The organism is Streptomyces sp. NPDC057877, assembly GCF_042796855.1.
Classification (GTDB): Bacteria; Actinomycetota; Actinomycetes; order Streptomycetales; family Streptomycetaceae; genus Streptomyces.
Genome location: NZ_JBHVMS010000004.1, coordinates 131,643 through 144,189, shown reverse-complemented (window position 1 = coordinate 144,189; position 12,547 = coordinate 131,643). Strand labels below are relative to the sequence as shown.

Here is a 12,547-nt window from a genome sequence, read left to right as displayed (position 1 = left end):
CCCCGTACGCCCCCCGATCCCATAGCCGAAGGACACCGACCATGCGCCGCGCCTTGATCGTCGTAGATGTGCAGAACGACTTCTGCGAAGGGGGCAGTCTCCCGGTGGCCGGGGGTGCCGACGTGGCCGCCGCGATCACCGAGCTGATCGGCCAGGCCCCCGCCGGATACCGCCATGTGGTGGCCACCCGTGACCACCACATCGCGCCCGGTGGCCACTTCGCCGACAACCCCGACTTCGTCCGCTCCTGGCCCGCGCACTGCGTCGCCGGGACGGAAGGGGTGGGCTTCCACCCCAACTTCGCCCCGGCCGTCGCGTCCGGCGCGGTCGACGCCGTGTTCGACAAGGGTGCCTACGCCGCCGCCTACAGCGGCTTCGAGGGCGTCGACGAGAACGGCGTACCGCTCGCCGACTGGCTGCGGGCCCGCAGGATCGACGAGGTGGACGTGGTCGGCATCGCCACCGACCACTGCGTCCGCGCCACCGCCCTGGACGCCGCCCGCGAGGGCTTCCGCACCCACGTCCTCCTCGACCTCACCGCGGGCGTCTCCGAGGAGACCACGGAGCGCGCCCTGGAGGAGCTGCGCGGCGCGGGCGTGCAGCTGTCCGGCAAGCCGGTCGTCTAGGCCCTAGCCCGGCTGGGCGCCCGGCGCCGGTGTCGCCGGGCGGCGCAGCAGGGCGCGGATCGGGTGCCACAGCTCCATCGGGCCCAGGCCGCTGACGTCCGGCGCCGTGCGCCATATCAGGCCGTCGGGGTGGTGGAGTACGGCGGTGATCTCGTCCGGCGTCGGTGGGGCGGCGTTGCCCCGCAGGTAGACCGCGCGCAGGCCCAGGTTGCGCAGCCTGGTCAGGGCGCGCGCCCGGTTCTGGGCGTGGACGAGTACGCGGACGCCTCCGACGGCGGTGGGGCCGTCGGCGGTGGGGCTGGGCAGGTTCAGTGCCACCACCACACTGCCGTTCGGCAGCTTGCAGAAACCTCCTGCGGCCATGCAGTCACACCCCCGTGCGAGCCGGTGTCAATAAGTCAGTCACAGGACGCACCTAAACACGATCGGCGGCACCCCGCCAAGGGGATGCCGCCGATACGCGCCTGACCTGCGAAAATGCTGACTACTTCACCGCGGGGCCCACCTGGAGCGTGATCGTCGAGCCGCTCAGCGGCTGGTCGACGATCTTGATCTTGGTGTTGGTGTCAGTGATCTTGACGCCCGCGCGCGGGTTGGACTCGTCGTAGTAGGTGCTGGTGTGGTCGTTGAAGACCGGCACACCCAGCGACGGCCTGATCTTCGTCGGCACGCCCGCCTTGTGCAGCGTCATGCCGTCCGTCGGGTACCAGCTGAACGGCGAGTCGTAGGTCTGGATGCGGTTGCGCATCAGCGTGCCGTCGGACCACTTCAGCGCCTTGGCGTGCGAGTCGACCGGCAGCAGCAGCCCGGCACCCTCGTGCTGGCTGGTGTTGTTGTCCTGCTGCGAGGTGTCCCACTTCCAGATCAACAGACCGTTCTGGTACGGGAAGTGCTCCACCCAGTCCGGACGGCTGCCCGCGAAGCCGAAGTTGTACGGGCCGACCTTCAGCGTCTTGTCGTACGACACGTACTGGCGGTTCTCGGCGATGTAGTACTGCGCGTAGTCCTTGGTGAACGAAGCACCGATGCGCGAGAAGCCGTTGGCGGTCCAGGCCGCGTCCGCGCTCTCCGCGTTGTCGCTGAACAGCGCCGCGCCGTCCGCGGTGAGCGTGATCCGGTCGGCGGTGAAGCCCTTCAGGGAGACGCCGCCGTCGGTGGCGTAGCGGAACCGGACGTCGATCTTCTTCCCGGCGTACGCGTCCAGGGAGTACGACAGCTGCTTGTGGCCGCCGGAGACACCGCTCAGGGCGGGCTGGTCGCTGCCGTCACGCCCGATCGGCGCGCCGTCCACGGTGCCGTCGACCGGCGTCCAACTGCTGCCGCCGTCCGTGGAGACCTCGGTGTAGAGGTAGTCGTAGTCCTTCTCGATCTCCCACCAGCCGTCGAGGGTCAGCGCGGCCGAGGCCTTGCCGGTGAGGTCGACGGAACGGGCCAGCGTGGCACGGCGGTCGTTGCTGCTGCCGCTCCACCACTGGTTGGCGCCCTCGGCCGGGGCGACGATCTCGGTGGTGACCGCCTTCTGCGGCAGTTGCACCACGAGGGCCTGCGGGTTCCTGGTGTTGTACTCGGCCACACCCAGCTTGTGCTTCGAGGCGGTCGCGGCCTTGGCCACGTCGTAGTCGAGCCAGCCCAGCTGGAGCTTGTCCCAGGCGGTCATGTCACCGGGCATGTCACCGATGGTGTCCTCACCGGTGCCGAGCCAGGAACCGGACGACATCAGCGTCCAGAAGCCGGTGGAGTTCTCGCCGCCCGCGGTGTCGTAGTGGTCCGGCAGACCGAGGTCGTGGCCGTACTCGTGGGCGAAGACGCCGAGTCCGCCGTTCTCCGGCTGGATGGTGTAGTCGCCGACCCAGACGCCGCTGTCGCCGATCTGGGTGCCGCCGAGCTTGTTGCCGTCGGGGCCGGTGGCACCCGCGTCGGTGCCGAACGCGTACCAGCGGTGCGCCCAGATGGCGTCCTCGCCCTGCGCGCCGCCACCCGCGGACTCGTCCTCACCGGCGTGCACGATCTGGAAGTGGTCGATGTAGCCGTCGCGCTCGTTGAAGTCGCCGTCGCCGTCGTGGTCGTAGCGGTCCCACTGGTCGTACTCGGCGAGCGCGGCGCTGATCTCGGCGGTGGTCTTCCCGGCCGCCTTCTGGTCGTCGACCCAGGCGTTGACGCCGTCCTGTACCGCGTACCAGGCGCAGTTGTCGGGGTCGCACGCGTTGGAGCCGTAACGGGCCTCGTTGTACGGCACCTTGACCCAGTCGGTGACCTCGCCGTCGATGGAGTAGCGGCCCGAGGACTGCTTCTCGTAGTACGTCTTCATCGAGCCGACGCCGTCGCCGAAGTACAGGTCCTGGAAGTGCTCGCGGTTGTAGTCCGCCTGCCAGGCCGTGCTGTTGTCCACGGCGCGGTCGGGCTCGGCTATCTGGTTGTGCAGCGGGCCCGGGGTACCGCCGTAGCGGGGGTCGGTCTGGTCGCCGAACTCGACGAGGATCGTGAAGATCTTGTCGGTCTTCTCGCGGCCCAGCTCGACGTACTTGCTGTCGCCCCGCTTGCTGTCGAGCCGGACGACCTTGGAGCCGTCGCGCTCCTTGACCTCGGCCTTGCCGGATATGACCTGCTTGAGGGCCTCCTCGCGCTGGGCCTCCCGGGTCTTGGTGAGCGGCCCGTCGAAGTCATGGTCCTTCACGGCCTTGCCCGACGCCGGGTCCTGCCGGTCGACCGCGGCGGGAGCGGCGGCCGGGCCGGCGTGCGCCACGGTGGCGGCCGAGAAGGTGGCGGTTGCCGCCGCGAAGGCGACCGCGGTCGCGGTCGCTCTGAACGTCCAGGGTCTACTGGTCACTTGAGTTCCTCCCCCGCGTCCGCGGGCACGGCTGGGGGTCCTGGAGAGTCAAGGAGATCCGCGCGCGCGTGTGTGACGCGTGTAGTCAAGTGACGACATCGGACCAGAGGTTGACGAGAAAAGACAGACCTTGACTTGAACAGGTCAATGGCACTATGCGGAGCCCGCGCCTCGCTCAGCGGACACCACCGCGCACCCGACCGGCGCTCGGGTCCGTCCACTTGCTGGACGCCGTGAACACACCATGAATCGGTGCGCCCCCCGTGCTTCGGCACTGTTGGTCAGGTCACGCTTACTCATCGTTCCACTCGGGCATGCAGCCGATTAGAGTCGACTGGCGGACCGCCCGGAAGTCGGCGGAATGCCAGGCCGACATCCTTGTCACACCCCCCAAACTGCATCCGCACCTCCCCCACCGCGAGAGGCACGGGGGGAGGCCCACCCCCGAGGACACGATTGCCATGCCTCGTCCGACCGCCGCACAGCTCGCCTACGGTTCGTGCACCGTGATCCTGTCGACGCTCGTCATGCTGCTGCTGTCCCAGACGAGTTCGGCCGTGGTGATCGCGATCATCGCCGTGGCGGCCCTCGTCCTGGGGCTGCTGGTCGCCCTGACCCTTCCGACGCCGAAGCGGACGGTGGCGGTTCCCGCCGCCGCGCGTCCGGAGCGGAAGCGACTGGTGGCCGCAACGGCCTCGTCGGCCTCGACGGACTCGACGTCCGAGCCCGTGCGGCAACCCACGGCGTCCTGAATCCGCGCCCACCCGGTCGACCAAGCGCCTACGACGGCGGGTCCGCGCCCCAACCCCGGGGCACGGACCCGCCGTTCGTCGTCTCAGCGCGCGCTGACCACCACGGTCTTCGCGGCCTTGTCGTGCAGACCCTGCTTGTAGGGCCGGTCGAAGAAGCTCCAGCCGCCCGCGATCGCCGTCCACAGACAGGCACAGCAGAACGCGAACGGGATCCACAGCACGGCCGCCCGCAGCAGGGAGGTCTGCATGGAGGGCGTGGCGCCGTTGTCCAGGTTGGCCACCCGCTTGCCCAGCCACTTCTTGCCCAGCGTCTGCCCGGTCCTGGCGGTCAGGATGGTGTCGTACGCCATGTAGAGGACGGCGGCCACGACGGACTGCCCGACCGTGCTGGCGGTCTCGAACTCGTCCGTGTCCACGTTGTACTCGCCGATGCCCAGCGGCCAGGTGATCAGCCAGACGACGATGCCGACGAGGATCATGTCGATGATCCGGGCGAGGGTGCGCCGGGCGCTGTCGGCGAGCGGCGGCATCCCGGCAAGCGGGTCGGAGGGGGGCGGACCCGCGCCATAAGGGCTGCCGCCGTAGGGCGGGGGCTGGCCGCCACCGTACGGGGGAGGCTGACCGCCGCCGTAGGGCGGGGGCTGGCCGCCGCCGGGGGGCGGGGGTTGACCGCCGCCGGGGGGCGGGGGCTGGCCGCCGCCGGGGGGCGGGGGTTGACCGCCGCCGGGGGGCGGGGGCTGGCCGCCGTACGGTGGCGGCTCACCGCCGGGTGGGGGTGGCTGCCCGCTGCCACCGGGTGTGTCGTAGGGCGAACCTGACCCCGGGCCGGGCGGCGGGGGCTGCTTCCTGAACGGGTCGTCGTCCGGTGGCTGTCCGGAGCCGGGAGGCGGTTCGGTACTCATGGCCCGAGTGCATCGCGAACCCCACCGCTCCGCATCCGGCGCGCGGCCGTCCGGAGTACCGAATCATCCGGGCCGAACGGCGTACCCGTTCACCCCGCGACGAACGTATGCGCGGCCTTGTCGTGCCAGCACTGCCGCCAGGGCCGGTCGAACAGCCCCCATACGACGCCGATCACGCCGAAGGCGAGCAGACCGGGCACGCTGTAGACGAGCCAGCGGCGCAGGGCCGCCCCGAAGGACGGGGGTTCGTGCGCCTCGATGTCCCGCACCTCGATGCCGAGCAGCCTCTTGCCCAGGGTGCGGCCCCACTTGGCGGTCGGCAGCGCCTCGTACAGGACGCCCACGAGCAGCAGGACGCCGAGCACGATGCCCAGGTACACCGAGGTCGTGCCGTCGAGGAGCCAGACCGTGACGGTCTCGCCGGAGAGCTTGGCCTGGTCGATCTTGCCCTGGATGTGGTCGGCCGCCCGGGTCCCGAGCGGTACGGCCGCGACCGCCGTGAGGCCGCCGATGACGAGGGTGTCGATCAGCCGCGCGGCCAGCCGTCGGCCCACCGCCGCGGGGCGGGCCGACGCCTGGCGCCGGGCCGCGGCCTGGAACGGGTCGTCCACCGGCGGCTTCCAGGGCGCCACCGGCGGCTCCTCGGCCGGAACGCCCGCCAGCCGGTGCACCTGCTGCGGCCAGGATGCCTGCCCGCCGCCGACGCCGGAGGTGACCGGGGCGGGGGCGGAGGCCTGCTGGGGGACGCTCGGGGCGGGGGCCTGCTGCGGACCGGCCGGGGCGGCGGGGGCGCTGGGGGTGGCGGGGGCCTGCTGCGGACCGGCCGGGGCGGCGGGGGCCGCGGGGGCCGCGGGGGCCGCCGGGGGCTGCGCTGCCGCGCGGGCCGCCGCGGCCTTCCCGGCGCCGAAGCCGGGGGACGCCTGCGCGGGCGGTGCCGCTCCGGGCTGCCGGTCCGGTCCCGGCCGCACGGGGCGGAAGGTCATCGTGCCCTCGTCGGCGTCCGGTTCGCGGGTTCCGGCCGCGGGGCGGCGGAACACGAACGTGCCGTCCGTCGGCCCCGGTCCGGCGTCGCCGTCCGCCGTCGCGGGCGGGATCGTCGCCGTGCCGTCGGTGCGGGTGGAGTCGCCGTCCGGCTGGGCGGGGGCGTGCGGCACCCGGGGGTCGGGGCGCTGCGGCGCGGCGTCCCAGGAGGCGGCCGGGGGCGCGTCCGACGGCGCCGGGTCCTCGTCGAAGAAGTGCGGGCCGGTCTCCTCGACGGACGGCTGGGCGGGGTGGCTGCCGGGCGGCGGGGCGAGCGGTTCGCCGTCGGCGGGGGCCGGGCGGCTGGTGCCCGGTACCCAGGCGGCGCCGTTCCAGTACCGGACGTATCCGGGGATGGAGGGGTCCGGGTAATAGCCTTCGCGGGGCCTGTCGTCGCCGGGTGCCGGGGTTGGGGCGCTCATGTCCGTCGTCCCGTATCTGCTCGGGGGTGGTAGGGGGGCCTCCACATCTATCAGACCGGCGCGGGACATACCGGCCGTCCCGCCGGACCCGCCCCTTTCGAGCACGGTTGTGCCCCCGCGCGAACGCGGGTGGAAGAAATTCTGCCGAACCCGCGTAATGCCCGGGCCCCCGCCCCCTCTCCCCTCGTACGGGTGCGCACCAGGCGCATCCGGACCCGTCGCGGAGAGGAACCCCGGACATGCACACCGTCGTGGAACGCGAACTCGAACTCAGGCTCATCCTGTCCCCGGAGCGCAGCATCCCCGTCCCGGCCCGGCTGGGCTACCGCACCGACGACCCCTACGCCGTCCACATCACCTTCCACGTCAACTCCGCCTGCCCGGTGCACTGGACGTTCGCCCGGGACCTGCTCGTGGAAGGCGTGTTCCGGGCGTGCGGCAGCGGGGACGTACGGGTGTGGCCGACCAAGTCCGAGGGACGCGGTGTGGTGCTGATGGCGCTGAGTTCACCCGACGGGGACGCCCTGCTGGAGGCGCCGACGGCGCAGGTCTCGGCGTGGCTGGAGCGAACCCTCAGGGTGGTCCCCCCGGGGACCGAGGGCGGGCAGCTGGGCATCGACGCCGCGCTCGACCAGCTGCTCGCCCAGTGAGCCGTGCACCGGGAGGAGGTCAGAACAGCTTCCCGGGGTTGAGAACGCCGAGCGGGTCGAAGACCTGCTTGACGGCCCGCTGCATCTCCATGCCCACCGGCCCGATCTCGCGGGCCAGCCACTCCTTCTTCAGTACGCCGACGCCGTGTTCGCCGGTGATGGTGCCGCCGAGTTCCAGGCCGAGGGCCATGATCTCGTCGAACGACTCCCGGGCGCGCCGGGACTCCTCGGGGTCGGCGGCGTCGAAGCAGACGGTCGGATGGGTGTTGCCGTCCCCCGCGTGGGCGACGACGCCGATGGTGAGCTGGTACTTCTCGGCGATCCGGGCCACCCCGTCGATCAGGTCGCCGAGCCGGGAGCGGGGCACGCACACGTCGTCGATCATCGTCGTGCCCCGCACGGCCTCCAGGGCCGTCAGCGACAGCCGCCGTGCCTTCAGCAGCAGTTCGGACTCGGCCGCGTCGTCGGCCGGGACCACCTCGGTGGCGCCCGCGGCCTCGCACAGCGCGCCGACCGCGGCGAGGTCGGCGGTGGGGTCGGGGGTGTCGAAGGCGGCGAGCAGCAGCGCCTCGGTGGTCTCCGGCAGCCCCATGTGCGCCAGGTCGTTGACGGCCTTGACGGTCGTACGGTCCATCAGTTCCAGCAGGGAGGGCACATGGCCGCCCGCCATGATCCGGCACACGGCGTCGCAGGCGGCGGCGCCGGAGGCGAACTCGGCGGCCAGCACCAGTTGCTGGGGCGGCTTGGGGCGCAGCCCGAGGACGGCCTTGACGACGATGCCGAGGGAGCCCTCGGAGCCGACGAACAGCCGGGTGAGGTCGTACCCGGCGACGCCCTTGGCGGTGCGGCGGCCGGTGGACATCAGCCGTCCGTCGGCGAGGACGACGTCGAGTCCGAGGACGTACTCGGCGGTGACGCCGTACTTGACGCAGCACAGCCCGCCGGAGGCGGTGCCGATGTTGCCGCCGATGGTGCACGTCTCCCAGCTGGAGGGGTCCGGCGGGTAATAGAGGCCGTGTTCGCCGACGGCACGGGAGAGGGCGGCGTTGACGACGCCCGGCTCGACGACGGCGATCCGGTCGACGGGGCTGATCTCCAGGATGCGGTCCATCTTGGTCAGGGACAGCACCACACAGCCGTCGGAGGCGTTGGCCGCGCCGGACAGCCCGGTGCGGGCACCCTGCGGGACGACCGGGACGCGCAGTTCCGTGGCGGTGCGCATGACGTGCTGGACCTGTTCGACGGTGCGGGGCAGCACGACCACGGCCGGGATCCCGGCCGGGCAGAAGCTGGCCATGTCGTGGGCGTAGGAGGCGGTGACGTCGGGGTCGGTCAGGACGGCCTCGGCGGGCAGCCCGCCGAGCAACCGGTCGACGAGGATGCTCATGATCACAGAGTGTCACTCGGGGCCATCGGTGTGAACCCGTCTGCGGCACCCGGCCGCCGCCGGGATGGGGTCGTCGTACTGACGCACAGTGAGCGGCATGGACAAGAGAGCACAGCGGACCTGGGTGCTGACCGGCTCGCTCGTGGGATGTCTGGCCCTCGGGGGCACGCTGATGCTGCTGCCGCCCGAGCGGCCCGCGGGCCCGCCGCCCGCGCCGGGCCCGGCGGCGGCGCACGCGCGCACCGCGGTCACCACGGGGGTCCCGGCCGCGCTGCCGGACCTCGCGGCGCTGATCGGGGAGCGGCAGGCGCATCTGCGGGACCACCCGAAGGACGCGCGGTCCTGGGCGGTCCTCGGGGCCGCCTACGTCGAGCAGGGGCGCCGGACCGGGTCTGCCGCCGCCCACTACCCGAAGGCGGAGCAGGCGCTGCGGACGTCGCTGAAGGTCCGCCCGCGCGGCAACGCGGAGGCGCTGGACGGCATGGCGGCGCTGGCCAACGCCCGCCGTGACTACCCCGCGGCGCGCACCTGGGCGCAGGCGGCGCTGCGGGCCGACGGCGCGCGCTGGACGTCGTATCCGCTGCTCATCGACGCCTGTGCCGGGCTCGGTGACCACCAGGCGGTGGGGCGGGCCCTGGACCGGATGCTGCGGCTGGGGTCCGGGCCGCGGGTGCGGGCGTGGGCCGCGGCGGTCTACCGGGACCAGGGACGCCGGGAGGACGCGGCGGCGGCGCTGGCCGACGCGGTGGCCGGGGCGCGGGCGCCCGCCGAGCGCGCGGCGTGGCTGGAGCGGGCCGGGCAGCTCGCCTGGGAGCGCGGGGACCGTGAGGTGGCGCTGCGGTACTTCCAGGAGGCGGTGCGCACCGATCCCGACCAGCGGGCCGCGCAGGCCGGGCAGGGCAGGGTGCTGGCGGCGCTGGGGCGGACGTCCGAGGCGCTGAGCGCGTACCGGATCGCACTCGCCAAGCAGCCGCTGCCGCAGTACGCCCTGGAGCTGGGCGAGTTGTACGAGTCGCTGGGCCTCGGGCATGCCGCGCGGGTGCAGTACGACCTGCTGCGGGAGCGGGTGCGGGACGCGGCGGCGGGTGGGGTGGACGAGAGCCTGGTGCTGGGGCGGTTCGAGGCGGACCACGGGGACCCGGAGGCGGCGGTGCGCCGGTTGCGGAGCGAGTGGGAGCGCCAGCCCGGCATGGCGGTGGCCGACGCGCTGGGGTGGGCGCTGCACCGGGCCGGGGAGCACGAGGAGGCACTGTGGTTCGCGCGCCGGACGATGGACCCGGAGCGCGGGGGCGGGGTGCGCAGCGCGCCGTACGCCTTCCACCTGGGGATGATCGAGAAGGAGCTGGGGCAGGACGGGCCCGCGCGGCGGCATCTGTCGGAGGCGCTGCGGATCAACCCGTACTTCTCGCCGCTGCTGGTGCCGCAGGCGCGGGAGGCCCTGGAGGAGCTGGGCGAGGTCCCTGAGGACGAGGACGTGCCGGAGTGACCCGGGGCCGCGCCACGGGTCACTCCGGGGGGATCACAGGTTGCCGCGCTTGGCCTGCTCGCGCTCGATCGCCTCGAACAGGGCCTTGAAGTTGCCCTTGCCGAAGCCCATCGAGCCATGGCGTTCGATGATCTCGAAGAACACCGTGGGGCGGTCCTGGACCGGCTTGGTGAAGATCTGCAGCAGATAGCCGTCCTCGTCGCGGTCGGCGAGGATCTTCAGCTCGCGCAGGGTCTCCACGGGCACCCGGGTGTCGCCGACCCACTCGCCGAGGGTGTCGTAGTAGGAGTCCGGGGTGTCGAGGAACTGGACCCCGGCCGCGCGCATCGTGCGCACCGTGGCGACGATGTCGTTGGTGTTGAGCGCGATGTGCTGGACGCCCGCGCCGCCGTAGAACTCCAGGTACTCGTCGATCTGGGACTTCTTCTTGGCGATCGCGGGCTCGTTGATCGGGAACTTCACCTTCAGGGTGCCGTCCGCGACCACCTTCGACATCAGCGCGCTGTACTCGGTGGCGATGTCGTCGCCCACGAACTCCTTCATGTTCGTGAAGCCCATGACCTTGTTGTAGAAGCCGACCCACTCGTTCATCCGGCCGAGTTCGACGTTGCCGACGCAGTGGTCGACGGCCTGGAAGGTGCGCTGGGCGGGCGGCTCGACGATCGGGTCGGCGGCGCGGTAGCCGGGCAGGTAGGGGCCGTCGTAGCCGGAGCGCTCGACGAGGGTGTGGCGGGTCTCGCCGTAGGTGGCGATCGCGGCGAGGACGACCGTGCCGTGCTCGTCCTTCAGCTCGTACGGCTCGGTCACCGAGCGGGCGCCGTGCTCGACGGCGTACGCGTACGCGGCCCGCGCGTCCGGGACCTCGATGGCGAGGTCGACGACGCCGTCACCGTGCTCGGCCACGTGCTGGGAGAGGAAGTGGCCCCAGGGGGTGGCGGGCTTGATCACCGAGGTGAACACGAACCGGGCGGAGCCGTTCTCCAGCACATAGCTGGCGGTCTCGCGGCTGCCGTTCTCCGGTCCGGAGTACGCGACGAGCCGCATGCCGAAGGCGGTGGAGTAGTAGTGCGCCGCCTGCTTGGCGTTGCCCACGGCGAAGACGACCGCGTCCATTCCCTTGACCGGGAAGGGGTCGGCCTGCCGGGCGGTGTCGGGAGTGTGGTGTGTGGTCTGCGTCATAGCCGCAGCGTCTCCCCCGTCCGGCAAGGTGCGCAATAGTTTGCGTCCTCACTGGGCAATCCGCCCAGTGAATGGACCGTAATGGCGGACCTTCTGTACAGGATGACCACCCGGAGGTGTGCGTGATGGCGATCGATGAGCTGGACGGGCGGATCATCGTGCTGCTCGCGCGGGAGCCGCGGATCGGGGTGCTGGAGATGTCCCGGCGGCTCGGCGTGGCGCGCGGGACCGCGCAGGCGCGCCTGGACCGGCTTCAGTCGAACGGAGTCATCCGCGGGTTCGGCCCGCAGGTCGACCCGGCGGCACTCGGCTACCCGGTCACCGCCTTCGCCACCCTCCAGATCCGGCAGGGCCAAGGGGCCGACGTACGGGCGCACTTGGCGACCGTGCCGGAGGTGCTGGAGCTGCACACCACGACCGGCACCGGGGACATGCTGTGCCGTCTGGTGGCCCGCTCCAACGCCGATCTCCAGCGGGTGATCGACCGGGTTGTCGGCTTTGATGGCATCGTCCGGGCCTCCACCGCGATCGTCATGGAGAACCCCGTTCCGCTGCGGATCATCCCGCTCGTGGAGCAGGCGGCGGAGGACCCGGAGAGGACCTGACCGTCAGGGGGTGCCCGCGCGTGAACTTCTGGGAGTACCTGGGCAGCCGCTACCAGCAGCTGCTCACGGACGCCTACCAACACGCCAGTGCCGTCTTCCAGTGCATGGTCGTGGCGACCCTGATCGGTGTGCTCATCGGTGTCGTCACCTACCGCTCCGAGTGGGCGGGGGCCCTCGCCACGACGGCGACCTCGACCATCCTGACCATCCCGTCGCTGGCCATGATCGGTCTGCTGATCCCGGTCGTCGGCCTCGGTGTGCCGCCGACGGTGATCGCGCTGACGCTGTACGGGCTGCTGCCGATCGTGCGGAACTCCATCGTCGGGCTGCGCGGCGTCGACCCGTCGCTGGTGGACGCGGCCCGCGGGATCGGCATGTCGCGGGTGTCCCGGCTGCTGCGGGTGGAGCTGCCGCTGGCCTGGCCGCCGATCCTGACCGGGATCCGGGTCTCGACGCAGATGCTGATGGGCATCGCGGCCATCGCCGCGTACGCCTCCGGGCCCGGCCTCGGCAATGTGATCTTCCGGGGGATCGCCTCCCTGGGCAGCGAGAACGCGCTGAACCAGGTGCTCGCGGGGACGCTCGGGATCATCGTGCTCGCCCTGCTGTTCGACGCCGCGTACGTCCTGATCGGGCGGCTGACCATTCCCAGGGGGATCCGTGTCTGATCCGAAGGGACCCGTGTCTGATC

12 protein-coding genes are annotated in these 12,547 nt (G+C 72.0%); 6 read left to right on the top strand and 6 right to left on the bottom strand.

What is annotated here, in order from left to right:
• Positions 1-41: 41 nt before the first annotated feature.
• Complete coding sequence (locus ACFVQG_RS12120) at positions 42-626, top strand: isochorismatase family protein (RefSeq protein WP_383380127.1); 585 nt, start codon at positions 42-44, stop codon at positions 624-626.
• A gap of 3 nt (positions 627-629) precedes the next feature.
• On the opposite strand, the gene ACFVQG_RS12115 is transcribed toward ACFVQG_RS12120, so the two are convergent.
• Positions 630-989 (bottom strand): hypothetical protein, encoded by a 360-nt coding sequence (locus ACFVQG_RS12115; RefSeq protein ID WP_383380123.1) that lies wholly within the window; start codon positions 987-989, stop codon positions 630-632.
• Between the two features lie 121 nt (positions 990-1,110).
• The gene (locus tag ACFVQG_RS12110) at positions 1,111-3,453 is read right to left on the bottom strand and encodes an immune inhibitor A domain-containing protein (RefSeq protein WP_383380120.1); all 2,343 of its coding nucleotides are present in this window, start codon (positions 3,451-3,453) and stop codon (positions 1,111-1,113) included.
• Between the two features lie 461 nt (positions 3,454-3,914).
• Here ACFVQG_RS12110 and ACFVQG_RS12105 point away from each other — a divergent pair, with 461 nt between their 5' ends.
• Positions 3,915-4,205: a hypothetical protein gene (locus ACFVQG_RS12105; protein ID WP_383380117.1), complete on the top strand. Its 291-nt coding sequence runs from the start codon at positions 3,915-3,917 to the stop codon at positions 4,203-4,205.
• A gap of 83 nt (positions 4,206-4,288) precedes the next feature.
• Here the strand turns inward: ACFVQG_RS12105 and ACFVQG_RS12100 are convergent, their stop codons facing one another.
• Both ACFVQG_RS12100 and ACFVQG_RS12095 read right to left on the bottom strand, forming a co-directional pair.
• On the bottom strand, positions 4,289-5,107 hold the full coding sequence (locus tag ACFVQG_RS12100; protein ID WP_383380114.1) for an RDD family protein: 819 nt from the start codon (positions 5,105-5,107) through the stop codon (positions 4,289-4,291).
• Positions 5,108-5,196: 89 nt separating this feature from the next.
• Positions 5,197-6,549, bottom strand: a complete 1,353-nt coding sequence (locus ACFVQG_RS12095) for an RDD family protein (protein WP_383380111.1) — start codon at positions 6,547-6,549, stop codon at positions 5,197-5,199.
• Positions 6,550-6,788: 239 nt separating this feature from the next.
• Here ACFVQG_RS12095 and ACFVQG_RS12090 point away from each other — a divergent pair, with 239 nt between their 5' ends.
• On the top strand, positions 6,789-7,199 hold the full coding sequence (locus ACFVQG_RS12090; RefSeq protein ID WP_383380109.1) for an SsgA family sporulation/cell division regulator: 411 nt from the start codon (positions 6,789-6,791) through the stop codon (positions 7,197-7,199).
• Between the two features lie 19 nt (positions 7,200-7,218).
• Here ACFVQG_RS12090 and ACFVQG_RS12085 read toward each other — a convergent pair whose 3' ends face one another.
• On the bottom strand, positions 7,219-8,586 hold the full coding sequence (locus tag ACFVQG_RS12085) for an FAD-binding oxidoreductase (RefSeq protein WP_383380106.1): 1,368 nt from the start codon (positions 8,584-8,586) through the stop codon (positions 7,219-7,221).
• Positions 8,587-8,683: 97 nt separating this feature from the next.
• On the opposite strand from ACFVQG_RS12085, the gene ACFVQG_RS12080 reads away from it, so the two are divergent.
• The gene (locus ACFVQG_RS12080; protein WP_383380103.1) at positions 8,684-10,072 is read left to right on the top strand and encodes a tetratricopeptide repeat protein; all 1,389 of its coding nucleotides are present in this window, start codon (positions 8,684-8,686) and stop codon (positions 10,070-10,072) included.
• 33 nt (positions 10,073-10,105) lie between these two features.
• On the opposite strand, the gene hppD is transcribed toward ACFVQG_RS12080, so the two are convergent.
• Positions 10,106-11,251, bottom strand: a complete 1,146-nt coding sequence (hppD, locus tag ACFVQG_RS12075; RefSeq protein ID WP_383380100.1) for a 4-hydroxyphenylpyruvate dioxygenase — start codon at positions 11,249-11,251, stop codon at positions 10,106-10,108.
• Between the two features lie 125 nt (positions 11,252-11,376).
• Here hppD and ACFVQG_RS12070 point away from each other — a divergent pair, with 125 nt between their 5' ends.
• The gene (locus ACFVQG_RS12070; RefSeq protein WP_383380097.1) at positions 11,377-11,856 is read left to right on the top strand and encodes an Lrp/AsnC family transcriptional regulator; all 480 of its coding nucleotides are present in this window, start codon (positions 11,377-11,379) and stop codon (positions 11,854-11,856) included.
• Between the two features lie 20 nt (positions 11,857-11,876).
• Entirely contained in the window at positions 11,877-12,524 is a 648-nt protein-coding gene (locus tag ACFVQG_RS12065) for an ABC transporter permease (RefSeq protein WP_383380094.1), read from the top strand.
• The last annotated feature ends 23 nt before the right edge of the window (positions 12,525-12,547 follow it).